Origin of the sequence: Brevibacillus sp. 1238 (assembly GCF_029892995.1) — a bacterium.
Classification (GTDB): Bacteria; Bacillota; Bacilli; order Brevibacillales; family Brevibacillaceae; genus Brevibacillus; species Brevibacillus parabrevis.
Window position 1 is genome coordinate 494,445 of sequence record NZ_JARXWC010000001.1, and the last position, 25,717, is coordinate 520,161.

Genomic DNA, 25,717 nt, shown 5'->3' on the forward strand with positions numbered 1-25,717 from the left:
CATCTCAGGCATAGCGTTTTCTGCGTTTGTTCCAGATGAACCAGCCAACGGCTACAAGTGCAGCGGCTGCGAGCAATGAGACTTCCAAGTATTCGTCCAGCAACACTTTGGCATGTTTGCCGTACAAGTAAAACAACGTACCGATCAGGAAAAATTTCAGGCCGCGACCGACGATGGCAAAGAGCATCAGCTTTGTCAGCGAATAGTTGAAAACGCCGCTCAATACGGTAAATACTTTGAACGGGATGGGCGTAAATGCGCCGATCAACACCGCAGCGTCTCCGTTTTTGGCGAATTTCTCGGTGGCGACCACGACCCATTTTTCCGGGAGCAGCTTGTGCAAAAGCGGTTTCCCCAGCCACTTGCCGAGCAAAAATCCGATTGGCGCCCCAAGAATCGAGGCGGTAAAAGCCACCGTTGCAAAGCGGAGGGCCGATCCGGGGTCAAGCAGACTCATCGCAATTTGCATAAAAAAAGGAGGAATCGGACTGATGAACGAATCCAAAAATGCCATGCCAAAGAGGCCCCATATTCCATATTGCATGAAAAGTTCTGTGATTTGATCGAGCATGAGCATCTCCTTAAGCACATTTCCTCTCGGGAATCAATTATACAGGAAAAAAGCGGTTTTCAGTAGTTAGGATATGCTTGGTCGTGCGGACAAAGACCGAAAAAGCGGGCTGATCCAAACAGATAGAAATACGATTGATTACACCGGGGGGTTACATTTTCCTGGTATTTTCCGGCTTTTAAGGAGATTCGTCCTGAGCGAAACGGCCCTGTGTATGCGTGAGTCGTGGTCGGGAAGTCCCTAGCTTTTCCATTGACGATAGGAAAGAATATCCATTAGTATAGAGAAGAAGGACATACAGCGTTGGGAGGAGCCCATGAAGACATTGGGATCGGGGAAAGTCGTTTTTTATGCGCCGGATGGAACCAGCGTGCAACTGACAGGAGAAATTGACGTGCGCGGAGACCGGGTAGCCGTGACTGAAATCATTTACTTTAACGGTCAGCCTAATGGTGCGCGTGAAACCAATCTGCCACTTTCGCAAACGGTCATCTACTGGGAACCGGAAGTGTATGAGCAGATCGGATTTGAATGATAAAAGAACAAGAAATATCGGGCAGCCCTGCTTTTTGCGGGGCTGTTTTGCATAAAGCTCCTGTTTGTGGCAGCACCTCGGGCTATAGCCGTTATGTCCCGAGTGTGATATCATGTGGGATGGAATTTACGTATGGTACAAGGAGTGATCCTGATGATCGATGCTATATTGGAGCGTGCCCTTGCAGGGGAACGACTGGGCCTGGAAGACGGCCTGGCCTTGTTTGCCAGCAACGAAATTGAAAAGATCGGACACTACGCCAATCTGGTGATGCAAAAGCATCATCCGGAACCAATTGCCACGTTTGTTATCAGCCGAAATGTGAACTACACGAACATTTGCGATACGTATTGCCGCTTTTGCGCCTTTTACCGTCGTCCAGGCTCAAGCGAAGGCTATGTACTGCCAAGAGAAACCATTTTCCAAAAGATTCAGGAGACCGTAGACGTAGGCGGTACGGAAATCTTGATGCAGGGCGGAACGAACCCGGATTTGAAAATTGATTACTTTACCGACCTGCTGCGGGCGATCAAGGAACGTTTTCCGAAAATCACCATGCACTCGCTGTCGGTAGCGGAAGTCATCAAAATCGCGGAAGTCTCCAACATGTCAGTCGAGGATGTGCTCAAAGAGCTGAAGGCAGCGGGGCTGGATTCCTTGCCGGGAGCGGGCGGAGAAATTCTCGACGACCGTACGCGCCGCAAAATTTCCCGTTTGAAAGGCTCTTGGAAAGAGTGGATCGATACGCAAAAAGCTGCTCACCGCATCGGGTTGCCAGGTACGGCGACGATGGTAATCGGCTTTGGCGAGGAGATGGAGGAGCGCGTGCTGTCTTTGCTGCGCATCCGTGAAGCACAGGACGAGACGCACGGCTTCAAAGCGTTCATCGTCTGGACGTTCCAGCCGGACAACACCAACATGAAGGCCGTCAACAACACGCCGGAAGAATACCTCAAGTCTTTGGCGATCAGCCGACTCATGCTGGACAATATCGAAAACTTCCAATCTTCCTGGGTCACCATGGGCCCGCACTACGGCCAATTGTCGCTCTCTTACGGAGCAAACGACTTCGGTCAGACGATGATGGAAGAAAATGTCGTGTCAGCCGCCGCATGTACGTACAAAGTGAACACCAACCAGATTCTCGAACTGATTCGCGGAGCAGGCAAAATCCCTGCCCAGCGCAATACCCAGTACGACATCCTGCGCGTGTTCCAGGACGGCGAGATGGCAGAGAAAGATTTTGTGATGCAAAACTAATTGATATACCAGCTGTTTCCACGCGCTGCTTGATCACCAGCCTTTGTCAAAGGGGAAGTGATGAGGGAGCGCGTTTTTCATATGGAACGACCCCATTTTCCAATCCCCGGTTTCCAATCGTTTAAAAGTATATCGCCAATCAAGGGACATATACTGTAACTACAATTGCGGTTGGGGGGATGAAAATGCAAACGTATCGCGTATTGCTGGAGAATGTCCCTGAGCATAGTGGCACGTATCGCGTGATCGTAAACGAAATGCTGGAGCGAGTCAATACGGCCCCGGTGCGCATTACATACAAGGAGCAAGAGCAGGAGGACTACTGCACGTTCCTTTTTCAAAGCTGGTGCGAAGAAGAATATGATGCGCAGACGATAGAGTGGGCGAGAGCTTTTGTGGCATTGACGTTGGCAGAGTGGGTGACACAGGTCAAGGAAGCGGACATCATGCAGGAAATGGCTGCCGATCTGTTGGCGGCAGAACAACTGGAAGAAGAATGGGGAGAAATTTTGCCCTACATCGAGCGCATGTGCCAGGAAATCGAGCAGGATGGCCGCGAGCTTTTGGCTGCCACGACCCGCAAGGCCAATGTTTACCGCAAGGCGTTTTTGTATCTGGAGCAGGAGCGGACGATCAACGTCCTGGGTTTCATCCGGTTCCGGCTGCAAGAGCATTGGAACGAGCTGTTTGAACTGGTGGAGTCCGGGATTGACGAATATCTGGAAGACAAGCAATACCAGGAATTTGTCGAGCTGTTGCGCTACTTCATCGCCGTGCAGGAAGTGAAACAGGAAGTGGTCCATGTTGTTCCTAGTGTGGACAAACCTTTCCATCTTTATGACAAACAGGGAGACCGTCTCTGGCTGGAGCAGCTTGATTCCGTGCTCAGCATGGACGAACAAAAGTGCCGGGACGAGGATTATTTGGTCAGCGCCTTGGTTACACTGGCTCCTGAGAGTATCGTGCTGCACATGGCTGGCGACAGGCCGGGGCTTGCGCAAACGATACGCAGCATTTTCGACAGCCGGCTGATTACGTGCCATTCCTGTTCATTATGCATTGGGCAAAGACGTGTACTTGACGGGAACAATCCGAGTCCACTATAATAAGCAACAACAAACGTATATGGCTTACAAATACGATGAGAAGGACATGGACGATATGAAGATCGCTCTAGAGAGGCGGGCCTAGGCTGGGAGCTTGCTGCGAGATCATATGGATCTACCCCCTTCGAGTAGCAGCCGGGAACGAAGCGCGTTTGCTTCCACTATCGGTTTGCCGGTTCCCATACCGTTATCATGTCATGAGGAGTCTGTTTCGGTGTTCCTTTTTATGCAAACAGACTTGAACTAGGGTGGTACCGCGAGAATGCACTCGTCCCTTTTTGGGATGGGTGTTTTTTATTTTCTCAAAAACAAACAGGAAGGAAGAATCCAAGGTGGCACAAATTAACGTAACATTCCCAGATGGCGCAGTTCGTCAGTATGATGCTGGGATCACCATCGAAGAGATCGCAGGCTCGATTAGCGCAAGCCTGAAGAAAAAAGCAGTAGCCGGTAAAAAAGACGGCAAAGTGGTGGATTTGTACACGCCACTTGAGGATGATGCAGCGATTGAAATCGTCACTCTCGATACACCGGACGGATTGGAAGTATATCGCCACAGTACCGCTCACTTGCTCGCCCAGGCTGTACGCCGCATCTACGGCAGCGAAGTGAAATTCGGTATCGGTCCCGTGATTGAGGATGGCTTCTACTACGATATGGATATTCCGGTAGCACTCTCGCCAGAGGATTTGGGCAAGATCGAAGCCGAAATGGAAAAAATCGTGAAAGAAGATTTGCCGATTCGCCGCAGAGTGGTGAGCCGCGATGAGGCGATTCGAATCTTCTCCGATCTGAACGATCACCTCAAGCTGGAACTGATTCGCGATCTGCCAGACGAGGCTACCATTACTTTGTACGAGCAGGGCGAGTTTTTCGACCTCTGTCGCGGCCCGCACTTGCCATCGACTGGCTTCATCAAGGCGTTCAAGCTGATGAGTGTAGCAGGCGCATACTGGCGCGGAAAAGCGGAAAACCAGGTGCTGCAACGCGTATACGGTACAGCTTGGCCGAAAAAAGCCGACATGGATGAATATCTGCACTTCATCGAAGAGGCGAGAAAACGCGATCACCGCAAACTGGGCAAAGAGCTGGGATTGTTCATGTTCTCCGAAGAAGCTCCAGGCATGCCGTTCTACCTGCCATACGGCTTCACTGTCCGCAACGAGCTGGAGCAATTCTCCCGCCGCCTGCAGCAGTTGGCGCAGTACACAGAGGTGCGCTCTCCGTTCCTCATGAACGAGCGTCTCTGGAAAGAGTCCGGCCACTGGGATCACTACAAGGAAAACATGTACTTCTCCGAGGTCGAGCACGCGACTTATGCGCTGAAGCCGATGAACTGCCCTGGACACATGCTGATTTACAAAAATGCGATGCACTCCTATCGCGACCTGCCAATCCGCTACTCCGAATTTGGTCAGGTGCACCGCCACGAGTATTCCGGTGCGCTGAACGGCATGCTTCGCGTTCGGACTTTCTGCCAGGATGACGCGCACGCCTTCGTTCGTCCTGACCAGATCCAGAACGAAATCAAGAGCATGATTCAACTGATCGATAAAATTTACAACGTCTTCGGCTTCGAATACAGCGTAGCGCTCTCGACTCGTCCAGAGGATTCCATGGGCTCCGACGAACTGTGGGAGACTGCGGAAAGCTCCTTGAAAAAGGTGCTGGAAGACTTGGAAATGCCTTACGAGATCAAAGAAGGCGACGGCGCTTTCTACGGTCCGAAGATCGACTTCCAAATTACTGACGCGTTGAAACGCCGCCACCAATGCGGAACGATCCAGCTCGACTTCCAGATGCCAGAGAAGTTTGACCTGACTTATATTGGCCAGGACAACGAGAAGCACCGTCCGGTTGTCTTGCACCGTGCGATGTACGGCTCGATGGAGCGCTTCATCGGCATCCTGATCGAGCACTATGCCGGGGCGTTCCCAGTATGGCTGACTCCGGTTCAGGCTCGCCTGATGAACATTAGCGAAGTGCACATTCCTTATGCAGAGCAAGTCAAAGAAAAACTGCAACAAGCAGGAATCCGCGTGGAGCTGGATGCGCGCAACGAAAAAATCGGCTACAAAATCCGCGAAGCGCAAGTGCAAAAAATCCCGTACATGCTGGTCATCGGTGAAAAAGAGATGGCTGACGGCACACTGTCTGTTCGCAGACGTGGCGTAGGCGATGAAGGTGCCATGACTGTGGATGCCTTCGTGGAAAAAATCCGCGCTGAAATCAACGAAATGAAGTAAAAACAACAAAACGGTCATGAAAAAGGGCAGTCTCTTCCGCGATGAAGAGAACTGCCCTTTTTGCTTTTTTCGTGATTCGTGAAAGGAAATTACAGAGCGGACTCCAGGCGGGACAACAGGGAGACGACCTCGCTCGATGCCTCCTGGAGCAAGAGATACGTTTGCTGCGCTCCCGCCAGATCTTGAGCCTGGTACTGCTCGACGGCTTGCTTGGCGTAAGCATGAACCATCCGGTGCGGCTCCTCAAGCTTTTTGAAGATCGGATTGTTTCGCACTTGGGCAGACAACTCGCCATAGTACCAGTTCCCGAGACGGCATGTGTGGTGGGAGCCCATTTCGCTTGCGTTCAAGTGCTCCAAGCCCAAAAACATGTTGTAAATTTTCCATTTCCACAGAAGATGGTCGGTTTTTGCCACGCGGACGATGTCTTTCGAGCTGAGCTTGACGTTGATCGTAAAGAATGTTTTGCGGTAATCGTCCATTTTTCGGCTCAATTCCAAAATCAGCTGGGCCGTATCCTTGGCGATTTCCTGCGAATGCGCGCTCAAGTCAAAAATCGTGGAGTTGCGGCGGGCAATGTCCGTTACGGAAGAAGCCTGCTCCTCGGTCATGGCGGCAATTTGCGAGGTCGATTGGCTGATTTCCTGCATCGCGGTCACAATTTTGTTCAAGGCGACGTCAGCGTATTGGGCCTCACTCACACAGCGCTCAACCAGTTTGCCTGTATCGTCCATTTGCTGGGTCACCTGATTGGAGACATGCTGCAACGATGCCATATTGGTTGTAATTTGGCTGATTTGTTCTTTTGTATGCTCGGCCAATTTGCGAACTTCTGAGGCGACAACGGCGAAGCCGCGCCCCTGGTCGCCTGCCCGCGCAGCCTCGATACTGGCGTTGAGGGCGAGCAGATTCGTTTGCTCGGCGATTTCCCGAATAATATGCACGACATCCTGGGTCTGGTGAATCTCCTGATCGAGCTTGTTGACGCGGCCCATGACCTCTTCGAAGACGCGCCCGACTTGCCGGATGTCTCCCAGCGCGGCATTGATGATCTGCCTGCTCTGTTCTGCGGAGTGGACGGCATCGTCCGTTCCTTCCGCCACCTTGATAGCGTGGTTGGCCACTTCCTGAATGGAAGCGCTCATTTCTTCCGTAGCTGCTGTCACGCTGTGGCTTTCCTCAATTTGTTCGTCCATGCCCGAGATGAGCTGTTTGGTCGTATCGAGCTGTGTCATATGATTCAACATGTCGGAGATGCCGAACAAAAATGATTTGAACGTCTCTTCCATATATACTTCCACGATCAGTTGCTGATCGAACGCTGCCAGTTTTTGGACGGATGTGACCATTTGCATCATTTGATGCGGCTGATGGCTCCATTTTTCCATCAAGATCGATGTCATGATCTGAATCAACATATGATGAGCGGAGATAAAATGATCGGCTGTCAGATGAATGCGGCTGTGAACTTGTCCAATCACAATTCTCGTCTTCACGTATTCGTAATCCACATTCGCCTGCAGAAACTGTTCAAGATACAACTCCAATGTGTGTTTCAATTTTCCTAGTGTTGAGTGGTCGAGAATCAGTTTTTGCAATTGATCAACAGCCGTGATTGCGCCGTAAAATTGGTCGACAATCTTCGCTTTAAAGGGCGAAAGCGTTTCGGCAGCATTTTTGACATGGGCGAGCGTGTCTTGATCCACCCCTAAAAAGGACAAGCGCTCCTTTACTCGTTCTCCTACTTGATCGATGTCAGTCGTGTGAGAGGATTTTACGTACTCTGTCCATGGCTTTGTTTTCTTCGTAAAAAATTGCATGCAGACCTCCGGATTCTTTGCTTTTCTCTTTTTTAGTCGTTCGCTTCAAAACGGGGGAAGAGAGCATACGTCAATGGTGCTTTGGTGAGTGAATTGGCGATAGTGGACACGACAAATGTTCTGGGATAAAATAAACCGACCCTACAGCAATAATAGGGTCGGTTGCACTACTCACTCCCAGCCATTCAAGTGCCCACATACAAATCGCTGATCATCGCTTCCACTTTCAGTTATACAATTTCACAATATATAGTCATATTAGCTTATATTAATTCAAAAAGGGAATAGCAAAAATGAGCTATTTACACTTTCAAGCAAAATATTATGGTTTTGCATAGGAACAACCAGGCGAAAGTGCAGGAAAGCTATTACGCCCGATCGTGGATATGATACGCTAGGAAAAAGGAGAGTGACAGCCAATGCCAGAGCAGTCGCCACTCGTTGATACACGAAATCGCCCTCTCCGCGATTTGCGTATTTCCGTGACAGACAAATGCAATTTTCGTTGCAGATACTGCATGCCTGCGGAAATTTTTGGACCGGACTTTGAGTTTTTGCCGCAGCACAAGCTGCTTTCATTTGAAGAGATTGTTCGACTGACCGACATTTTCGCCTCGCTTGGCGTCCAGAAAATCAGAATTACAGGCGGAGAGCCGCTCATGCGCAGAGGCTTGCCTGTGTTAATTGAAATGATAAAAAAAGTAGCAGGTATTCACGACATCGCTATGACCACCAACGGTTCGTTGCTCGTCCGCCACGCGCAGGCTCTGAAGGAAGCAGGACTTGACCGCGTGACAGTCAGTCTCGACAGTCTGGACAACGAGCGGTTCGGCACATTGAACGGCAGGGGCTATCCGGTAGAAGCTGTGCTGGACGGCATACGGGCGGCGGCTGAAGCAGGTCTTGGCGTGAAAATCAACATGGTCGTGCAGCGGGGAGTGAATGACCAAGATATTTTGCCGATGGCCAAATACTTCCGCGAGCAGGGGCATACTTTGCGCTTCATTGAATTTATGGATGTCGGAAACTCCAATGGCTGGAAGCTGGATCAGGTCGTGCCGTCCAGCGAAATCGTCCGCATGATTCACCAGGAGATGCCGCTTGTTCCGATCGAGGCAAATTACTTCGGGGAGGTCGCTTCGCGCTATCGCTACGAGGACGGGGATCAGGAGATCGGGCTGATTTCTTCTGTGACGCAAGCTTTTTGCTCCACCTGTACCCGCGCCAGGCTGTCCGCAGAGGGCAAAATGTACAACTGCTTGTTCGCTTCTGCGGGAGAAGACTTGCGCGAGCCGCTGCGAAACGGAGCGAGCGACGATGAGATCAGAGCGCAGATTCAGACGATCTGGAGCAAGCGCGATGAACGATATTCAGAAGAGCGGCTGGATGAGACGCCTGGCCTCGTAAAACGTCCCAAGGTGGAAATGTCGCACATTGGAGGATAGTGTGTGATAAGCCTTGACAAAGACAACTCTAACCTGTATCATGAATTGAGTGTATAAACACTTCATACTTCGAGAACAAGCAGAGGCGCCCAGCTTCTCACCTGCGTCGACGTCTTCCACGACTGTTGACAGGTAACTCTTATGCAAAGATCCTTGGATCTGATGAAATTGCTTAGGTGAGATATGTGCGGGCGCAGATGCGTTCGCACATTTTTGTTCCTTCTCGAAATTGACGGAGGTGGCAAGTATTAGCAAGGATCAAATGTTAATCAACGAAGCGATCCGTGCCCGTGAAGTCCGTTTGATCGGTGCTGACGGGAGCCAATTGGGAGTCGTACCTTTTAGGGAAGCGTTGCGCATTGCCCAGGAAGCCGAACTGGATCTGGTAAACGTTGCTCCTACAGCCAAACCGCCTGTTTGCCGTATCATGGACTATGGAAAGTTCAAGTACGAGCAGGCGAAAAAGGAGAAAGAAGCGCGGAAAAACCAGAAGATCATCGAGCTGAAAGAAGTGCGTTTTTCGTCTAACATCGAGGAACACGATTTTCAAACCAAGCTTCGCAACGTCCGCAAGTTCTTGGAGGATCATCACAAGGTGAAGTGTACGATCCGTTTCCGTGGACGTGAAATCACCCACTCCGAAATCGGCCTTGGCGTTATGGAACGTGTGGCTGCCCAGTGTGAAGATCTCGCTACGCCTGAGCGTAAACCGAAGATCGAGGGCCGCAGCATGATCATGATTCTGGCTCCGAAAGCGGAAAAGTAAGATAGTAGTTTAGACAGGAGGATTTTTCAGATGCCTAAAATGAAAACCAACAAGGCTGCTGCGAAACGTTTCAAAAAGACTGGAAGCGGCCAATTGAAGCGCGACCGCGCATTTGGTAGCCACTTGTTCGCTAACAAATCGACGAAAGCGAAGCGCCACCTGCGCAAAGCTGCACTCGTTTCCAAAGGCGATCAAAAACGTATTGAGCAAATGCTCACTTACCTGTAAGTTTTTGTATCACTACACACATTACGCAGCATGAGCTCCCTAAGCGCCTAGCAGTAGGCCGCCATGCTGGAAAGACCAGGAGGAGTTTAGTATGCCAAGAGTAAAAGGTGGCATTGTTACACGCCGTCGTCATAAGAAAATTTTGAAGCTGGCGAAAGGATACTTCGGTTCCAAACATCGCCTGTTTAAATCCGCTAATGCGCAGGTAATGAAATCCCTGCTTTATGCATACCGTGATCGTCGTCAAAAGAAACGCGACTTCCGCAAACTGTGGATCACTCGTATCAACGCGCAAGCTCGCTTGAACGGTCTGTCCTACAGCCGTCTGATGCATGGCCTGAAAGTGGCTGGCATCGAAGTGAACCGCAAAATGCTGGCTGATCTGGCTGTTAACGACAAAGCTGCTTTCAACGAACTGGCAACAGTTGCAAAAGGCAAGCTGAACGCTTAATCGGCTGCATCACGAGCCGACCTTTTCCCCGTGGGGAGATGGTCGGTTTTTTTGCGTATAAAGGTCTTTCCCTTTTTCCATCCGCAAGACAGCAAGTATCGGCAAAAAGCAGCCAAACGGCTTTTGCCGCCAAAAAATGGGCGTGGGACGTAGAAGAACTTCCGTCTCAGGTTGGAGAGAAAAACAATCTTCCGTCCGTGTCGGAGGGACTGCCTCCTGCCATACAATAAAAAGTGTCAAAGGAAAACATTGGATAGGGAGAGATCATATATGAAAAAACAAAAATGGATGATGATGATGGGTGCTACGGCGGTTGTTTGTTCGGCGTTGTTCGTTCCGGGAGCATTTGCCAAAGAAAAAGACGATGTCTATGTAGCACCGGTCGTTTTCACGAAAGGCGCACCTCTTGTGCAAAACGTGGATCAGGTCAAAAATACGATTCCTACCAGCAGCACATTTATTATCCCGCCTGCCAAAGAAGACGTGAAAGTAGAAAAGAAATAACAGCGAAATACCGCGAGAAGCGATCAGGCATAATGTCTGGTCGCTTCGTTCATTTTGGCGTGGCCGATGCAGTTTTGTCGGCAGGACGAATCTCCACTTCCGGATTTTCAACATATGATGGTGGGTGAATCCTAGCAGGAAGGGAGTTTCGCTGATGAGCAATCGCCAGAGGATGGCGGATGAGGAATTGCAGGTATGGGCATACCGGATGGAAGCCAAATTGCCACAGGACGTGCTGGTTCTGGCGGTAGAAAACTTTGCAGGCAATCTCGTCCTCGCCTCAAGCTTTGGTGCCGAAGATGTAGTGCTGATCGACATGCTGCATAAACTGGCGCCGACCATACCTGTCTTTTATCTCGATACGAACAAGCATTTTGCCGAAACCTACGAGACGCGGGACAAACTGCAAGAGCGTTACCAGACCAAGTTTATCCAGGTGTTGCCACAGATGACGCTGGCTGAGCAGGAAGAGAAGCATGGAGAGAAATTATGGGAAACGGACCCGAATCTTTGCTGCCAAATTCGCAAGGTAGAGCCATTGCAGCGGGTTTTGTCCGGCTACGACGCGTGGATTACAGGAATACGCCGCGATCAGGCGCCGACACGCGCCCATGCGAAAAAAGTGGAGTGGGATGACAAATTCAATCTGGTGAAGTTTAATCCGCTTGCGGACTGGACGATGGATCAGGTGTGGGAATATATACATGCAAATCAGGTCCCTTACAATCCGCTGCATGATCGCCACTATCCGAGCATTGGCTGCAGTGTGTGCACCCGGCCTGTCCTCCCGGGGCAAGATCCGCGTGCAGGGCGCTGGGCCGGCTTTGACAAGACCGAGTGCGGTCTGCACAAGTAGGAGAGGAAGAGGGGGAGTTGGCATGCAAACGATCTTGCCGCACGGCGGAACACTTATCAATCGGCTGGTGAACCAGGCGGAAGCGGCAGACAACGCAAGTGTCAAAAAAGTGATCACGATAGACGAATGGACCTTGTCCGATCTCGATTGTTTGGCGATTGGCGCCTTTTCGCCGCTGACAGGCTTTATGAACGAGGCAGACTACCGCTCTGTCGTCGAGACGATGCGGCTCGCAGACGGGACAGTGTGGCCTTTGCCAGTAACACTTGCTGTCGATCCGCTCGCGCATGCGGACATTCAGCCGGGAGACAGGGTGCTGTTGCGCGGGGAGGATGGGGAGAATTATGCGGTTCTTCACGTGCAAAGCTGCTATGAGCCGGACAAGGAACGGGAAGCGAGACAAGTATTTCGCACGGCCGATCAGGCGCATCCGGGCGTGAAAAAGCTTGCCCAGAAGCCGGGCCTGTATGTGGGCGGCCCTGTGCAAGTGCTGAAAAGACCGAGGCCAAAGCGTTTTGCCGAGTATTATTTGACGCCGCAAGAAACGCGAGAAAGCTTTGCCAGACAAGGCTGGAAAACAGTGGTCGGCTTTCAGACGAGAAATCCGGTCCACCGGGCGCACGAGTACATCCAGAAAGCGGCGATGGAGATCGTTGACGGGCTGTTTCTCAACCCGTTGATGGGGGAGACGAAGTCGGACGATATCGATTCGCAAGTGAGAATGAAAAGCTATCTCGCCCTGCTGGAAAATTACTATCCGAAACAGCGCGTGCTGCTCGCCGCCTTTCCGGCAGCCATGCGTTATGCGGGGCCGAGAGAGGCGGTTTTTCACGCGCTCGTCCGCAAAAACTACGGCTGCACGCACTTCATCGTAGGCCGCGATCATGCAGGAGTCGGCGATTACTACGGGACGTATGACGCGCAGCACATCTTTTCTGCGTTTGAGCCAGGCGAGCTGGGTATCCAGCTTTTGTTTTTCGAACACAGCTTTTACTGCACGGCTTGCCAGGGGATGGCGACCGCGAAGACTTGCCCGCATGACGCGAGCTTGCACCTGACGCTTTCCGGGACAAAAGTGCGCGAATTGCTGCGCAGCGGCAAGACTCCGCCCCCGGAATTTACCCGCCCGGAAATCGCCAGCATTTTGATCGAGGGTCTGCGCGAACAGAGATAAACGTGTTCCCAAAACAGGGGGAAGGGACGGCAGTGCCGTTCCGTTTCCTTGTCCAAAACGGGGACAAGCCGGAACAAAAATGTATCCGCTTTCACGCAAAAACCGCGCCGTTCCGCCATTTTCTATTGAGCACTCGTTCGGACGAAAGTCTAGTAAAATCTTTTTGTTTTCGTTGACACCCCAAAAGTGCCTAGCTATAATCAGACGTAACACTTTATTTTCTGACAACAACAATATTAGAAATATTGTTATAATAGCAGGCTATGACGAGGATGGTGCACGTCTCCCCTTTTACAGAGAGCCCTGATTGCTGAGAAACGGGTATCGGGTACGTTGCATTGCTCACCTCCGAGCTGTTTTGCTGAAATGTGCGTAAAATCACATAGTAGGCAAAACCGATTAACACCCGTTAGCGTGTTACAGTCCGCATTTATTGTGACTGGCTGAGATCGGCTGACCGTGAGGCGCCGATAAAGTTGGGTGGTACCGCGAACCCTTTCGCCCCAAAAGACATGGAAATCGAACCGTGTCGGGGCGAAAGGGTTTTTCTATGTGTCTATAGGTATTGTTTATAGGTACCTGTTGAGAAGTGGGAGGAGGAGAGGAAATGAGTGTTGAAATGGCCGAATTGCAGAAAAAGAACGGCATGCCACCGATCCAGTTCGGTGAGGAAGTGACAGGAGCAGAAACGCTTCTGCGCTGTTTGATCCTGGAGCAGGTCGAGTACATTTTCGGCTATCCAGGCGGAGCGGTTCTCCCGATCTACGATTCCTTGTACGGGAGCTACTTCAAGCACATTTTGACTCGCCATGAGCAAGGCGCTATCCACGCTGCTGACGGATATGCCCGCGCCACTGGCAAACCGGGCGTATGTATCGCCACTTCCGGGCCGGGGGCGACCAACCTCGTAACGGGAATTGCGACAGCCCAGATGGACTCGGTTCCGCTGGTGTGCATCACCGGAAACGTAGCCCAGTCGTTGATCGGAACAGACGCGTTCCAGGAAGCGAACATTACAGGGATCACGATCCCGATTACAAAGCACAGCTACTTCGTCCGCGATATCCGCGATCTGCCGCGCATCGTGAAGGAAGCGTTCCACATCGCAACGACAGGACGTCCGGGTCCGGTGCTCATCGATATTCCAAAAGATGTGGCGAATGCGACAGCGCCGTTCACCTACCCGGACAAAGTCGAGATTCGCGGCTACCGCGACACGCTCGTGCCGACAGACGAAGAAGTGCAAACATTTGTTACCGCGATTGGCGAAGCGAAGCGCCCGGTCATTTTGGCAGGCGGCGGCATCATCGCCTCGAAAGCCGAAGCAGAGCTGCTCGCTTTTGCCGAAAAGGCTCGCATCCCTGTCATCAACACTTTCATGGGTCTTGGCGGTTTCCCTGGAACGCACGAATTGGCGCTCGCCATGCCGGGCATGCACGGAAACTACACCGCCAACCAGGCGCTGCTGAACGCAGACTGTGTCATCGGGCTGGGCGCGCGTTTCGATGACCGGATCACGATGGGCCGCACAAAAGAATTTGCGCCGAAAGCTCGCATCGTTCACGTCGACATCGATCCGGCAGAGCTGGGCAAAAACGTGGAAACAGCCGTAACCGTGGCCGGAGATGTCAAAAGCACCCTGGCCAAAGCGATTCCGGTTGCCCGCACTTGCGATTCCGAAGCGTGGATCAGCCAGTTGAAAGAATGGCAAGCCCAGTATCCGTACAAGTACAAAAAAGACGGCGACGTGCTGAAGCCGCAAGCAGTCATCGAGCTTCTGTACAGCTCCACAGATGGGGAAGCGATCGTCACAACAGACGTTGGACAACACCAGATGTGGACAGCACAATACTACAAGTTCAAGCATCCGCGCTCGTTTATCTCTTCCGGTGGCCTCGGCACGATGGGCTTCGGCTTCCCGGCAGCGATCGGCGCACAGATCGCGCATCCTGATCGCACAGTAATTTCAGTGGTTGGCGATGGCGGCTTCCAGATGACAAACCAGGAGCTGGCGATTGTCTCCCAGTACAACATTCCGGTGAAAGTCGCGATTGTGAACAACCAGTGCTTGGGGATGGTTCGCCAATGGCAGGAATTGTTCTACGACAATCGTTACAGCCAAATCGATCTGACGTGCAGCCCGGATTTCGTCAAACTGGCGGAAGCGTACGGAGTCAAAGGATTGCGTGCAACCACACCAGAGGAAGCGGAAGCGGTTTGGACAGAGGCGCTCAAGCATGATGGGCCAGTCGTAGTGGACTTCCGCGTCGCGCAGGAAGAAAACGTATATCCGATGGTAGCGTCAGGCGACACATTAGATCAGATGGAATTGGGGGACGACTAGGATGCAACAACATACCATCGCCGTACTCGTCAACGATCACCCCGGCGTTTTGACCCGAGTCGCTACCTTGTTCGGGCAGCGCGGCTATAACATCGACAGCATCACGGTGGGCGGAACAGAAGAACAAGGTCTGTCCCGGATGATTATTACCACAGGCGCAGATGACCGTCAGATTCAACAACTGATGAAGCAACTGCAAAAACTGATCGATGTCATCTCGGTGACGAACCTCAGCGAAAATCCTTATGTTTCCAGAGAGCTGGCGCTGATCAAGGTAAGTGCTTCGCCAAGCCAGCTGGCAGAGCTGAATGGGATCGTCGAGCCGTTCCGCGCCGCGATCGTCGATGTCGGGCCGACTTCGCTGATCGTGCAAGTGACGGGTGACACCGAAAAAATCGACGCGCTGCTTGTCCTTTTGCAAAGCTATGGGGTACTCGAACTGACCCGCACCGGATCAGTAGCGATGGCGCGCAGTATTGTTCCAGCAACAGCCGCAGCAACGGTTTAAATTGCAAAATTCAGAATAGAAATTCAAACTAAACGATATTTTAGGGAGGCTACACAAATGGTAAAAATGTATTATGAAGCGGACGTAAACAAAGAGGTACTGCGTGGCAAAACAATCGCGATCATCGGCTACGGCAGCCAAGGTCATGCGCAAGCACAAAACCTGCGCGACAGCGGTTATAAAGTAGTAGTAGGTCTGCGCCCCGGGAAATCCTGGGATGTAGCGGCTAAAGACGGCTTTGAAGTTTTGACGGTAGCAGAAGCAACCAAGCGCGCTGATGTTGTGCAAATCTTGATGCCAGACGAGCGCCAGGCGCAAGTGTACCGCGACGAGATCGCGCCAAACCTGAAATCCGGCGCAGCACTGTGCTTCTCCCACGGCTTCAACATCCACTATGCGCAAATCGTGCCGCCAGCAGACGTTGACGTCATCATGTCCGCTCCGAAAAGCCCTGGTCACCTCGTTCGCCGCGTATACCAAGAAGGCTTCGGCGTACCTGGTCTGATCGCGATCTATCAGGATGCGACTGGCAATGCGAAAGACCTCGCTCTGGCCTACTCCAGCGGAATCGGTTGCACCAAAGCAGGCGTAATCGAAACAACTTTCCGTGAAGAGACAGAAACAGACCTGTTCGGTGAGCAAGCGGTATTGTGTGGTGGAGCAAGCGAGCTGGTAAAAGCAGGATTCGATACGCTGGTAGAAGCAGGGTACGCCCCTGAGATCGCCTACTTCGAGTGCTTGCATGAGCTGAAGCTGATCGTCGACCTGATGTACGAGGGCGGTCTGGCTCGCATGCGCTACTCGATCAGTGACACAGCGGAATACGGCGACTACAGCACAGGCCGCCGCATCATCACAGACGAGACTCGCAAAGAAATGAAAAAAGTGCTGGCTGAAATCCAAGACGGTACTTTCGCTCGCAACTGGATCTTGGAAAACCAAGCGAACCGCCCTGGCTTCACTTCCCGCCGCCGTCTGGAAGCAGAACACGGCATCGAAGTAGTAGGTCAACAACTGCGCGGCATGATGTCTTGGCTGAACAAAGACACGAAAAAAGAAGAAGCGAAAATCGGTCAATAAGGATCGTTACAAAGAGACATATATAATGTAGGAAAAAATGTGGAGGTGAAAAGTTCATGCGGACCATTGAGATTTTTGATACGACATTACGTGATGGGGAGCAGTCTCCGGGCGTCAACATTAGCACGAACGAAAAGGTGGAGATCGCCCTCCAACTGGAAAAGCTGGGCGTAAACAGAATTGAGGCCGGCTTCGCGGCTGCTTCCCCGGGCGACCAAAAGTCTGTGGCCGAAGTGGCGAAGCGGGTGAAAAACTCCACCATCGTAAGTCTCGCACGTGCCGTCAAAGACGACATGGATAAGGCGTACGAAGCGCTGCGCAACGCGCAAAACGCATCCCTCCACGTCTTTCTTGCAACCTCTCCGATCCACCGCCAGTACAAACTGAACATGAGCAAGGAGCAAGTCCTTGCTCGTGCGGTGGAGGCAGTCACGTATGCGAAAAAGTATTTCACGGAAGTACAATTTTCTGCCGAGGATGCAGCGCGTACAGAGATCGACTTTTTGGCCGAGGTAGTGGAGGCAGTCATCAAGGCTGGGGCTACGACTGTCAATATTCCGGACACGGTTGGCTACATGACGCCTTATCAGTACGGAAACATTTTCCGCGAGTTGAAAAAGCGCGTGCCGGCTACAGACGGAATCCGCCTGAGCTGTCATTGCCACGATGACCTGGGAATGGCTGTCGCGAACAGTTTGGCAGCAGTAGAAGGCGGGGCGACCCAAGTGGAAGGCACGATCAACGGGATCGGTGAACGCGCCGGCAACGCTGCCTTGGAAGAAGTCGCGCTCGCTCTTGAGACTCGCAAAGATTACTACCAGGCGACAACCAAGCTGCACTTGAAGGAAATCGCGCGGACCAGCCAGCTGGTGAGCCGTTTGACGGGAATGATCGTGCCGGGCAACAAGGCCGTCGTAGGAGCGAACGCTTTTGCGCACGAATCCGGTATCCATCAGGATGGCGTTTTGAAGGAAGTTACCACCTACGAGATTATTCGTCCAGAGTCGGTCGGCTTCAAGTCAAACAAACTGGTTCTCGGCAAGCACTCGGGCCGTCACGCCTTCAAGGAAAAGCTGGTGGAACTGGGCTACCACCTCGACCAAGAGGAAGTAAACGCCGCTTTTGCCGCATTCAAAGCATTGTGCGACAAGAAAAAGGAAATTACGGACGACGACATTCTTGCCTTGATCGATACCAAAATCGTTCGCGGCCAGGAAGCGTTCCAGCTGGAATCGGTTCAACTCGCCTACGGCAACATTTCCGTGCCGACCGCCAGCGTTCGTCTCAAGCGGGCTGACGAGTCGGTCGTAGAAGAAGCAGCGATTGGCAATGGTTCCGTCGATGCGATCTACAAAGCGATCGACCGTGCGACTGGAGAAGAAGTCACTTTGATTGACTACAAAATTCTTTCGGTTACGCACGGCCAGGATGCGCTCGGCGAAGTGTATGTCCGTCTGCAACAGGGCGAGCTGACAGTTACGGGCCGTGGAGTCAGTACGGACGTGCTGGAAGCGAGCGCGATTGCCTATATACGCGCCATCAACAAAATTTTGGAGCGTCGCGGGGAATCGGTGCCAGTGGCTGTGAACTAGAAAGAAAGCGTATTGGATAGGAACAGGAACCAGCAAGGAACGAAAAACCATTACAGAAAAGAAATGCGGGATAAACGATGAAGAAAAACTATCGCATCGCCGTTCTTCCTGGTGACGGTATCGGACCGGAGATCATGCAGGAAGCAGTCAAAGTCCTTCAGCTTGTAGGAGAGCGCGAAGGCGTTACATTTACGTGCGAGGAAGGCCGAATCGGTGGAATTGCCATCGACACGGACGGAACTCCTTTGCCGGAAGCAACCGTCACATTGACGAAGCAAGCTGACGCTGTGCTGCTTGGCGCAGTAGGCGGACCGAAGTGGGATCAAAACCCGGGACATCTGCGCCCGGAAACTGGCCTTTTGGGCATTCGCAAAGCGCTTGGATTGTTTGCCAACATTCGCCCGGCGACCATGCACAGCTCGCTCGTCGACGCCTCTTCGCTCAAGCCTGAAGTGGTTTCCGGCGTAGACCTGATTGTCGTGCGCGAGCTGACTGGCGGCATTTACTTCGGGGAGAAAAAGCGCTACGACGGCCCGAACGGAGAAGTAGCGGAAGATCAGTGCATCTACAACGAAGCCGAAGTGGAGCGAATCATCCGCGTGGGCTTCGATATCGCCCGCAAGCGTCAAAAACGTCTCGTCTCCGTCGACAAAGCGAACGTCTTGGAAAGCTCCCGCCTCTGGCGCAAAGTAGCCGAACGCGTTGCAGCCGACTATCCTGACGTGGAGCTGTCGCATCAGCTGGTCGATTCGTGCGCGATGCAGCTTGTTCGCGCACCGAAGCAGTTCGACGTCATCGTGACGGAAAACATGTTTGGAGACATTTTGAGCGATCAGGCGGCTATGCTGACCGGATCGATCGGAATGCTCGCTTCTGCCAGTCTGGCAGCGGGAAGCTTCGGTCTGTACGAACCTGTGCACGGCTCCGCGCCTGATATTGCCGGAAAAGGCATTGCCAATCCGCTGGCGACGATTCTTTCCGTAGCGATGATGCTTCGCCTCTCGCTCGGCATGGATGAGGCTGCGGCAGCGGTCGAGAATGCCGTGTGGGCCGTTCTTGAGGCCGGACACCGCACAGGCGATATCGCAGCAGATCCGAGCAAAGCGATTGGCACCGTGGCAATGGGCCAACTGGTTCGCGACGAGCTGTCCAAACAGTTGCAGCATAAGTAAGCAAAAGCACGAAAAAGATGAAAAACCCTGCCGCAGCGTCCCAATGGACAACTGGCAGGGTTTTCGTTCGTTCATTCAACCGATCGTGATTTTGCCTTTTGGATAGCGGAAGTATTCTTTCTGCCTGCGTTGGGCCAGCGCGAATGCGATCGTCAGCGGCCCGACCCGTCCTGCGAACATCGTCAAAATGATCAGCGTTTTGCCGATCGGGGAGAGACTGGGGGTCAGCCCCATCGATAACCCGGTCGTGGCGAAAGCGGACGTGACTTCGAACAAAATCATTTCAAAACGTGCGCCTGCTTCCGTAATGGACAGAGCCATCGTGACGGCCATGACGATGAACAACCCGGTCATGGTCACGGTCAGCGACTTGTAAATCATGTGCGGCAAAATGCGTTGCCGGAAAAAGATGACGTCTTCCTTCCCTTTGATCTGGGCGATGACCGCACCGATGAGCGTGGCAAACGTCGTCGTCTTGATCCCGCCCCCGGTGGAACCGGGAGAAGCCCCGATGAACATCAGCAAAATGATCAGGAACAGCGAAGACTGGCGCATGTCGCCGATGCTCAGCGTGTTCGACCCGGCCGTTCGCGCCGTCACAGACTGATAGAGCGAGCCGAGCACTTTTCCGAGCATGGAGAGCGGCTGCAACGTTTTCGGGTTCGTATACTCCAAAATGAAGATCAGCACCGTACCGCCCAGCACCAAGAGGGCAGTCGTGGACAGGACGACTTTGGTATGCAGCGACAGGCGGCGCGTATGGCGATATTCGTACAGATCGCTGACGACGATAAAGCCAATCCCGCCGAGAATAATCAATAAGCATACGACGAGCGTGACGAGCGGATCGTCTACATAGCCCGTCAGGCTGGCGAAGTCGCCCATCAAGTCAAAGCCGGCGTTGTTGAAATTGGAGATGGCGTGAAAAAAGCCAAAGTAGATCGCTTTTGGCAAAGGAAAGTCGAAGGCGAACCGGATCGAAAGCAAAACCCCGCCGATCAGCTCTGCCAGCGCGGTGAAAATCAGGATCATTTTGGCCAGACGGACGACGCCTTCCATCGTCATCTGGTTCAGCGACTCTTGCAAGATCAGCCGCTCGCGCAACGAGATTTTTTTGCGCATGATCAAGGAAAAGAAAGTGGCGACGGTCATGAAGCCAAGACCGCCAATTTGGATAAGCGAGAGGATGACCATCTGACCGAAAGTCGTAAAGGTCGTTCCGGTGTCCACGACGACCAGACCTGTCACGCAGGTGGCCGAAGTGGCGGTGAACAGAGAATCAAGCCACGGCAGTCCTTGTCCGTTGACGGTAGCGCTCGGCAGGGTCAACAGGAATGTGCCGAGAAGGATAATCAGGGCGAACCCAAGGACGAGTGTTTTCGGGGGATCAAGCTGTAGCTTGTCAGTCCATTTTCTGATCATGTAGGTCATACCTCGACTTCTTTATACGATTGTGAATGGTTTGATGCGAGAAAAGCTCGGTATTTCCTTAGTATGGCGTTTCCCCTGAAAAAATTACCGCAAAAGGGCGGCCCCCAGGCGATGCAGCCAGTGCTTCAGTTCGCGCTCCTCCAGCGGGGCGAGCGGAAACCGGACAGCAGGGCGGCGCTTGGTGTCGTCAGGCTCGTCAGCTACCCGAAAAGCATGGCCGCACGTAAGCTCAAGCCCTTCTTCCCGCAAGATGGTTACGACCCGCTCTTCCAGCTCGGTGGCGTTCGTAGTCGGATTTCCCCATTCGATCCACGTATTCAGCCCGCCGGAAATCGGATACATCCGGGCGTGGGACGGCAAAGCCTGCTGCTTTTCCTTCCAAAGCCTAAGGAAGCGGGACTGGAACAAAGCGCGGTGATCCGGCAAATACTTTTCGTAAAACCAGGGATCGCCGAGGAGTGTAACGGCTGCCTCTACGACCAAGAGCGACGGCTCCGCACCTGTCATCGAGACAATCTGTCTGTAGCGCTCCAGCTCCTCTTCGGCAAAATCAGAAGGCAGCATCAGGACGCCGAGTTGCAGATCGCGTGCCAGCGTCTTGGACAGAGAGTGCAGGTAGTACACGTCGACAGAGCTTTTTTGCTGAAAAGCCATCTCGTAAATCGGCTTGCTCGGCTCCTCGAACCACAAGTCGCCGTAGTGGTCGTTTTCCACGATGCGCACGCTGTGGCGTTCGGCCCAGGCAAGCAGTTCTTCCTTGCGTTTCAGCGAGTAGCTGATCCCGGTAGGAAAATGATAGTGCGGATTGATCAAGAGCCAGTTGGCCGGGTAGTGCTCCTGTTCCTGATCGAGTGCTTCTATGCTGACTCCTTCGTCGTCGAGCCGAATCGGACGCACCGTGATGCCGCACTGACTGAGCAAGCGCAAAAAGACGGGGTAGCTGTATTCCTCCACGTAGACGACATCGCGCGGATTCATGATGCGCTGGGCGAGAAAGGCGAACCCGCTCGTACTCCGGTTGAACAGCAGCACGCGTTCAGGGGAGTGCGGCAAGCCTCTTCTGCTCAGGTGATCGGCAAATACTTTGGCGGCTTGGGCGCGGCGGAGTTTCTTTTGCGCCGAAGGTTCGTCCAGTACGGCCAGGCTCTCGTAAAAGGCGCCGCGCAGTCGCTTGACCAGCTCTTCGCCAGGGCGGGGAGAAGAGTCGGCGAGCGAAGCGATCGGAATGTCGGTGAGCGGCAGGCGGCTTTCCAGACGCGCTTCTTTTGCCAGTTGCGTCAAGTAGTAGCCTTTGCCGTGCACCGCCTCCAGCCAGCCTTCCAATGCGAGGTGATCGTATGCTTTTTTGACGGTTTCCAGCGAGCAGCCGCTGACGGTTTTCATATCGCGAAGGGAAATCAACTGCTGACCGTCTACAAGAAAGGCCCCGCGCAGAATAGCTGTTTTCAGTTGCTCGGCTAGTTGCACATAAATGGGCGTGTGGGATTGCTTGTGAAAATGGAACGAAAAAAATGGGCGTTCTGCCATCCGGGGACGCCTCCTTGTCTGTCGAAAATAGCTGTCATCAGCATTATATCGAAAACCGCGCCATCTCGGGTAGCAGAAGTGTGAAAAACGTCGAGAGGTTTTCACGGAAATCGCGCGGTTGAGCCGTACCGGATTGAGGGAAAATGGTAGAATGAGAGAAAATGCGCCAGCAGGAAAAGGGGAGGACGCAAAATGAGCACACAGGAGCACAAGGCATTGTCGCCCAAACACGTAACGTGCATGGTCATCACCGTGTCAGATACGCGAACCGAAGAGACAGACAAGAGCGGACAATTAATGAAGCAACTGGTGGGCGAAGAAGGTCATCACGTTGCCCTGTACCAGATCGTGAAGGACGAGCCTGCCGAGGTGATCGCAGCTATCGAAGCAGGAGTGGCGCATCCGGACGTGCAGGTCATTTTGCTCAACGGCGGGACAGGCATATCGCCGCGCGACAACACGTTCGAAGCGGTGCGCGGCTTGCTGGAAAAAGAAATGCCCGGCTTTGGCGAGCTGTTTCGGATGCTGAGCTTTACGGAAGATATCGGATCGGCGGCCATGCTCAGTCGCGCAGTCGCGGGCACCCGGGGAGGAAAAATGATCTTCTCCACGCCTGGGTCGACAGGTGCGGTCAAGCTGGCGATGAATCGCCTGATCGTGCCGGAACTTGGTCATGTCGTGCGAGAGTTGAATCGCTGATCAGAACAGGATTTGCCGTGTTCTTGTCTCGTGTGGTACTGTTACGAAAGGAAATCGCTCGGTTTTCCACCGACTGTCGCAGCACAGATGGTTGGTGGCATGGCCGGATTGTGCAAGGAGAGTAGACTCATTCATGAAGATTGTATTATCGACCTTAAATGCCAAGTTCATTCACTCCTCACTGGCTTTGCGCTATTTGCGCAGCTACGCCCAGGAAGCTTTTCCGGGCATCGAGCTGGTGGAGTATACGATCAACGACGTGACGCTCAACATCGTGGCGGACATCTACAAGCGACAGCCCGATCTCGTCGCCTTTTCCTGTTATATCTGGAACATCCGCGAGACGTTGGACGTGATCCGCACATTGAAAAAAATATGTCCCGATGTTCCAGTGATTCTCGGAGGGCCGGAAGTGACTTACGATGCGGACGAATGGATGAAAAAGCATCCGGAGATTGATGTCATCGCCATCGGAGAAGGGGAGCAGACTTTTCTTGCGCTGCTGCAAACCTATCAGGAGGCGAAAAACAGCGGTCAGCCTCCTCGCCTGCGGGATGTAGCGGGAATCGCCTATCGCGACGACGAGTACGTTCGCTTTTCCATGCCGAGAGCACAGATTGAAGAGATGGATGCGATTCCGTCGCCATTTGTGGATCATCTCGACGAACTGAACAACCGCGTCGTCTATTTCGAGGCATCCCGGGGGTGTCCGTTCAAGTGTCAGTACTGTCTTTCTTCTATTGAAGATGGCGTGCGCTACTTCAGCCTGGAGCGGGTGAAGGAAGACTTGCTGCGATTGATTCAGCATGGCATCAAAACGATTAAGTTCGTTGACCGTACGTTTAATATCAATAAAAAGTATGCGTTGGAGATTTTCCAGTTCCTTATCGACAATCACAACGGCACTGTTTTTCAGTTCGAGATTACGGCAGACATTTTGCGTGCGGACGTCCTGGACTTTTTGACGGAAAATGCGCCTCCGGGGATTTTCCGCTTCGAGATCGGCGTCCAGTCTACCAATGACGAAACAAACCGCCTGGTGCAGCGCATCCAGCGCTTCGACCGTCTGTCCAGAACGGTTACGCAAATCAAGGAATCGAAGAAGATCGACCAGCATCTCGATTTGATCGCGGGCTTGCCGGAGGAAGACTATCACTCCTTCCGCAAGACGTTCAACGATGTGTTTGCCCTGCGCCCGGAGGAGCTTCAGCTCGGCTTTTTGAAAATGCTGCGCGGAACCGGAGTGCGGGCGCGCGCTGCCCAACACGGCTATGTGTTTATGGATGAAGCGCCTTACGAGATTTTGGGCAACAACGTGCTGTCTTTTGCGGATATGCAGAAGATCAAGCGGGTGGAGGACGTGCTGGAGAAATACTGGAACGCGCACCGGATGGATCTGACCTTGGAATGGCTTTTGGCCAATCAGTTCGAGACGGCGTTTGACTTCTTCCAGACGTTTGGCGACTATTGGGAAAAGCAAGGCTGGAGCCGCATCGGGCATCAGCTGGAAGATTTGTTCACTCGCTTGCAGTCCTTTTTGGAGCAGCAAAAGGTCGAAGGGCTGGAACACGTGCTCAGCCTGATGAAATTCGACTACCTGCGCAACCAGAAGCATCGCCCGCGCAAGCTGTGGTGGGAGGATATCATGGACAAGGAAGCCATGCAGCTGACGTATGCTGCCGTTTACGAGCAGCGCGACCGTTTGCGCGAAGACTTTGCCGCGCATGCTGCGCTGGAAAAAGACTACTTCAAGCACACCGTAACGGCAAAAGTGACCTTCGATGTGGAGAAGTGGATGAGAACCGGAGAGATCATCGAAGGCGATTTTACCCTTGTCGTGTACTATCCGTATAAAAAAGAAGAAACGAACGATTTTGCTGTCATCACTTCTGCCGTTCACGCTGCTGGCTGAGCGCGAGTATCAATACGTGGCGATGGACTTGCTGGAGAAGCGAAAAAAGCAGCTGACACCTGAGCATCTGCCGTGGATCGTCCACTGGATTACTACAAAGTCGTGGTGGGACACGGTCGACTATTTGGCGGCTCATACCACAGGCAAGCTGTTTTCCCTCTATCCCGAGCTGATCCGGCCGAATGTGACAGCGTGGGTGCAAGGAGACGACATCTGGCTTGCGCGAACAGCGATCCTGTTCCAGCTGTCTTATAAGGCCAAGACCGATCAAGAGCTGCTGTTTTCCTTGATCGAGTCGTGTGCAGCGTCCAACCAATTTTTCATTCAAAAAGCGATAGGCTGGTCCCTGAGGGAATACGCTAAAACAGAACCCGAAGCAGTACGTGGCTTTGTAGAAAGGACTGTGCTGTCGAACCTGAGCAAGCGAGAGGCGCTCAAACACCTTGGTTGATCGGCGCGTCGTGTTGTCCATGATTTCTTCGCTTGATAA

Annotated in this window: 23 protein-coding genes and 1 riboswitch; of the genes, 19 read left to right on the forward strand and 4 right to left on the reverse strand. The window is 52.7% G+C overall.

Going from position 1 to position 25,717, the window contains the following annotated elements; translation table 11 throughout:
- Window positions 1-4: 4 nt before the first annotated feature.
- Complete coding sequence (locus M2298_RS02245) at window positions 5-571, reverse strand: YqaA family protein (RefSeq protein WP_063228694.1); 567 nt, start codon at window positions 569-571, stop codon at window positions 5-7.
- Between the two features lie 316 nt (window positions 572-887).
- On the opposite strand from M2298_RS02245, the gene M2298_RS02250 reads away from it, so the two are divergent.
- The 4 genes from M2298_RS02250 (at window position 888) to thrS (ending at window position 5,718) form a co-directional block, all read left to right on the forward strand.
- Window positions 888-1,106: a hypothetical protein gene (locus M2298_RS02250; RefSeq protein ID WP_063228695.1), complete on the forward strand. Its 219-nt coding sequence runs from the start codon at window positions 888-890 to the stop codon at window positions 1,104-1,106.
- Between the two features lie 153 nt (window positions 1,107-1,259).
- Window positions 1,260-2,366 carry a cyclic dehypoxanthinyl futalosine synthase gene (gene mqnC, locus M2298_RS02255; protein WP_122963124.1) on the forward strand — a complete coding sequence of 369 codons (1,107 nt, stop codon included), beginning with the start codon at window positions 1,260-1,262 and terminating at the stop codon, window positions 2,364-2,366.
- Between the two features lie 185 nt (window positions 2,367-2,551).
- Window positions 2,552-3,472 carry a putative sporulation protein YtxC gene (gene ytxC / locus M2298_RS02260; RefSeq protein ID WP_122963125.1) on the forward strand — a complete coding sequence of 307 codons (921 nt, stop codon included), beginning with the start codon at window positions 2,552-2,554 and terminating at the stop codon, window positions 3,470-3,472.
- Between the two features lie 332 nt (window positions 3,473-3,804).
- Window positions 3,805-5,718 carry a threonine--tRNA ligase gene (gene thrS / locus M2298_RS02265; RefSeq protein ID WP_122963126.1) on the forward strand — a complete coding sequence of 638 codons (1,914 nt, stop codon included), beginning with the start codon at window positions 3,805-3,807 and terminating at the stop codon, window positions 5,716-5,718.
- 89 nt (window positions 5,719-5,807) lie between these two features.
- Here thrS and M2298_RS02270 read toward each other — a convergent pair whose 3' ends face one another.
- On the reverse strand, window positions 5,808-7,538 hold the full coding sequence (locus M2298_RS02270) for a methyl-accepting chemotaxis protein (RefSeq protein WP_122963127.1): 1,731 nt from the start codon (window positions 7,536-7,538) through the stop codon (window positions 5,808-5,810).
- 148 nt (window positions 7,539-7,686) lie between these two features.
- A riboswitch (cyclic di-GMP riboswitch) is annotated at window positions 7,687-7,769 on the reverse strand.
- A 188-nt stretch (window positions 7,770-7,957) separates the two neighbouring features.
- On the opposite strand from M2298_RS02270, the gene moaA reads away from it, so the two are divergent.
- The 12 genes from moaA to leuB all read left to right on the forward strand — a co-directional run bounded on the left by moaA (window position 7,958) and on the right by leuB (window position 19,658).
- The gene (gene moaA / locus M2298_RS02275) at window positions 7,958-8,983 is read left to right on the forward strand and encodes a GTP 3',8-cyclase MoaA (protein WP_173596208.1); all 1,026 of its coding nucleotides are present in this window, start codon (window positions 7,958-7,960) and stop codon (window positions 8,981-8,983) included.
- A gap of 262 nt (window positions 8,984-9,245) precedes the next feature.
- Window positions 9,246-9,749, forward strand: coding sequence for a translation initiation factor IF-3 (gene infC / locus M2298_RS02280; RefSeq protein ID WP_005829338.1), 504 nt, complete (start codon window positions 9,246-9,248; stop codon window positions 9,747-9,749).
- A gap of 30 nt (window positions 9,750-9,779) precedes the next feature.
- Window positions 9,780-9,977, forward strand: a complete 198-nt coding sequence (gene rpmI / locus M2298_RS02285; RefSeq protein WP_012685334.1) for a 50S ribosomal protein L35 — start codon at window positions 9,780-9,782, stop codon at window positions 9,975-9,977.
- Window positions 9,978-10,068: 91 nt separating this feature from the next.
- Window positions 10,069-10,428: a 50S ribosomal protein L20 gene (rplT, locus tag M2298_RS02290; protein WP_063228701.1), complete on the forward strand. Its 360-nt coding sequence runs from the start codon at window positions 10,069-10,071 to the stop codon at window positions 10,426-10,428.
- Between the two features lie 270 nt (window positions 10,429-10,698).
- Window positions 10,699-10,932, forward strand: coding sequence for a hypothetical protein (locus M2298_RS02295; protein WP_173596209.1), 234 nt, complete (start codon window positions 10,699-10,701; stop codon window positions 10,930-10,932).
- 154 nt (window positions 10,933-11,086) lie between these two features.
- Complete coding sequence (locus tag M2298_RS02300; RefSeq protein WP_173596210.1) at window positions 11,087-11,788, forward strand: phosphoadenylyl-sulfate reductase; 702 nt, start codon at window positions 11,087-11,089, stop codon at window positions 11,786-11,788.
- 22 nt (window positions 11,789-11,810) lie between these two features.
- Window positions 11,811-12,962 carry a sulfate adenylyltransferase gene (sat, locus tag M2298_RS02305; protein WP_173596211.1) on the forward strand — a complete coding sequence of 384 codons (1,152 nt, stop codon included), beginning with the start codon at window positions 11,811-11,813 and terminating at the stop codon, window positions 12,960-12,962.
- 607 nt (window positions 12,963-13,569) lie between these two features.
- Window positions 13,570-15,306, forward strand: coding sequence for a biosynthetic-type acetolactate synthase large subunit (gene ilvB / locus M2298_RS02310; RefSeq protein WP_280648183.1), 1,737 nt, complete (start codon window positions 13,570-13,572; stop codon window positions 15,304-15,306).
- A gap of 1 nt (window position 15,307) precedes the next feature.
- Window positions 15,308-15,814 (forward strand): acetolactate synthase small subunit, encoded by a 507-nt coding sequence (gene ilvN / locus M2298_RS02315; RefSeq protein ID WP_063228706.1) that lies wholly within the window; start codon window positions 15,308-15,310, stop codon window positions 15,812-15,814.
- 57 nt (window positions 15,815-15,871) lie between these two features.
- A complete protein-coding gene (ilvC, locus tag M2298_RS02320; RefSeq protein WP_122963131.1) occupies window positions 15,872-16,894 on the forward strand; it encodes a ketol-acid reductoisomerase in 1,023 nt (340 codons plus the stop codon).
- Between the two features lie 56 nt (window positions 16,895-16,950).
- Window positions 16,951-18,486, forward strand: coding sequence for a 2-isopropylmalate synthase (locus M2298_RS02325; RefSeq protein WP_217021945.1), 1,536 nt, complete (start codon window positions 16,951-16,953; stop codon window positions 18,484-18,486).
- 77 nt (window positions 18,487-18,563) lie between these two features.
- Window positions 18,564-19,658, forward strand: a complete 1,095-nt coding sequence (leuB, locus tag M2298_RS02330; protein WP_122963133.1) for a 3-isopropylmalate dehydrogenase — start codon at window positions 18,564-18,566, stop codon at window positions 19,656-19,658.
- 75 nt (window positions 19,659-19,733) lie between these two features.
- Here leuB and M2298_RS02335 read toward each other — a convergent pair whose 3' ends face one another.
- Together M2298_RS02335 and M2298_RS02340 are read right to left on the reverse strand one after the other, a co-directional pair.
- Complete coding sequence (locus M2298_RS02335; protein WP_122963264.1) at window positions 19,734-21,080, reverse strand: TrkH family potassium uptake protein; 1,347 nt, start codon at window positions 21,078-21,080, stop codon at window positions 19,734-19,736.
- A gap of 93 nt (window positions 21,081-21,173) precedes the next feature.
- Window positions 21,174-22,616: an aminotransferase-like domain-containing protein gene (locus M2298_RS02340; protein WP_122963134.1), complete on the reverse strand. Its 1,443-nt coding sequence runs from the start codon at window positions 22,614-22,616 to the stop codon at window positions 21,174-21,176.
- Between the two features lie 192 nt (window positions 22,617-22,808).
- Between M2298_RS02340 and M2298_RS02345 the strand changes: the two genes are divergently transcribed.
- The 3 genes from M2298_RS02345 to M2298_RS02355 all read left to right on the forward strand — a co-directional run bounded on the left by M2298_RS02345 (window position 22,809) and on the right by M2298_RS02355 (window position 25,678).
- Window positions 22,809-23,315 carry a MogA/MoaB family molybdenum cofactor biosynthesis protein gene (locus tag M2298_RS02345; protein ID WP_280648184.1) on the forward strand — a complete coding sequence of 169 codons (507 nt, stop codon included), beginning with the start codon at window positions 22,809-22,811 and terminating at the stop codon, window positions 23,313-23,315.
- A 133-nt stretch (window positions 23,316-23,448) separates the two neighbouring features.
- Entirely contained in the window at window positions 23,449-25,227 is a 1,779-nt protein-coding gene (locus M2298_RS02350) for a B12-binding domain-containing radical SAM protein (protein WP_280648185.1), read from the forward strand.
- Window positions 25,190-25,678, forward strand: a complete 489-nt coding sequence (locus M2298_RS02355) for a DNA alkylation repair protein (protein ID WP_254223223.1) — start codon at window positions 25,190-25,192, stop codon at window positions 25,676-25,678. Before M2298_RS02350 ends, M2298_RS02355 begins: the two co-directional genes overlap by 38 nt.
- Window positions 25,679-25,717 lie beyond the last annotated feature (39 nt).

What these genes read in the sequence shown, in the direction of transcription:
- M2298_RS02245 (WP_063228694.1), bottom strand. Translation starts at nt 571, where the DNA reads ATGCTCGATCAAATCACAGAACTTTTCATGCAATATGGAATATGGGGC.
- M2298_RS02250 (WP_063228695.1), top strand. Translation starts at nt 888, where the DNA reads ATGAAGACATTGGGATCGGGGAAAGTCGTTTTTTATGCGCCGGATGGA.
- mqnC (WP_122963124.1), top strand. Translation starts at nt 1,260, where the DNA reads ATGATCGATGCTATATTGGAGCGTGCCCTTGCAGGGGAACGACTGGGC.
- ytxC (WP_122963125.1), top strand. Translation starts at nt 2,552, where the DNA reads ATGCAAACGTATCGCGTATTGCTGGAGAATGTCCCTGAGCATAGTGGC.
- M2298_RS02270 (WP_122963127.1), bottom strand. Translation starts at nt 7,538, where the DNA reads ATGCAATTTTTTACGAAGAAAACAAAGCCATGGACAGAGTACGTAAAA.
- moaA (WP_173596208.1), top strand. Translation starts at nt 7,958, where the DNA reads ATGCCAGAGCAGTCGCCACTCGTTGATACACGAAATCGCCCTCTCCGC.
- infC (WP_005829338.1), top strand. Translation starts at nt 9,246, where the DNA reads ATGTTAATCAACGAAGCGATCCGTGCCCGTGAAGTCCGTTTGATCGGT.
- rpmI (WP_012685334.1), top strand. Translation starts at nt 9,780, where the DNA reads ATGCCTAAAATGAAAACCAACAAGGCTGCTGCGAAACGTTTCAAAAAG.
- rplT (WP_063228701.1), top strand. Translation starts at nt 10,069, where the DNA reads ATGCCAAGAGTAAAAGGTGGCATTGTTACACGCCGTCGTCATAAGAAA.
- M2298_RS02295 (WP_173596209.1), top strand. Translation starts at nt 10,699, where the DNA reads ATGAAAAAACAAAAATGGATGATGATGATGGGTGCTACGGCGGTTGTT.
- M2298_RS02300 (WP_173596210.1), top strand. Translation starts at nt 11,087, where the DNA reads ATGAGCAATCGCCAGAGGATGGCGGATGAGGAATTGCAGGTATGGGCA.
- sat (WP_173596211.1), top strand. Translation starts at nt 11,811, where the DNA reads ATGCAAACGATCTTGCCGCACGGCGGAACACTTATCAATCGGCTGGTG.
- ilvB (WP_280648183.1), top strand. Translation starts at nt 13,570, where the DNA reads ATGAGTGTTGAAATGGCCGAATTGCAGAAAAAGAACGGCATGCCACCG.
- ilvN (WP_063228706.1), top strand. Translation starts at nt 15,308, where the DNA reads ATGCAACAACATACCATCGCCGTACTCGTCAACGATCACCCCGGCGTT.
- ilvC (WP_122963131.1), top strand. Translation starts at nt 15,872, where the DNA reads ATGGTAAAAATGTATTATGAAGCGGACGTAAACAAAGAGGTACTGCGT.
- M2298_RS02325 (WP_217021945.1), top strand. Translation starts at nt 16,951, where the DNA reads ATGCGGACCATTGAGATTTTTGATACGACATTACGTGATGGGGAGCAG.
- leuB (WP_122963133.1), top strand. Translation starts at nt 18,564, where the DNA reads ATGAAGAAAAACTATCGCATCGCCGTTCTTCCTGGTGACGGTATCGGA.
- M2298_RS02335 (WP_122963264.1), bottom strand. Translation starts at nt 21,080, where the DNA reads ATGATCAGAAAATGGACTGACAAGCTACAGCTTGATCCCCCGAAAACA.
- M2298_RS02340 (WP_122963134.1), bottom strand. Translation starts at nt 22,616, where the DNA reads ATGGCAGAACGCCCATTTTTTTCGTTCCATTTTCACAAGCAATCCCAC.
- M2298_RS02345 (WP_280648184.1), top strand. Translation starts at nt 22,809, where the DNA reads ATGAGCACACAGGAGCACAAGGCATTGTCGCCCAAACACGTAACGTGC.
- M2298_RS02350 (WP_280648185.1), top strand. Translation starts at nt 23,449, where the DNA reads ATGAAGATTGTATTATCGACCTTAAATGCCAAGTTCATTCACTCCTCA.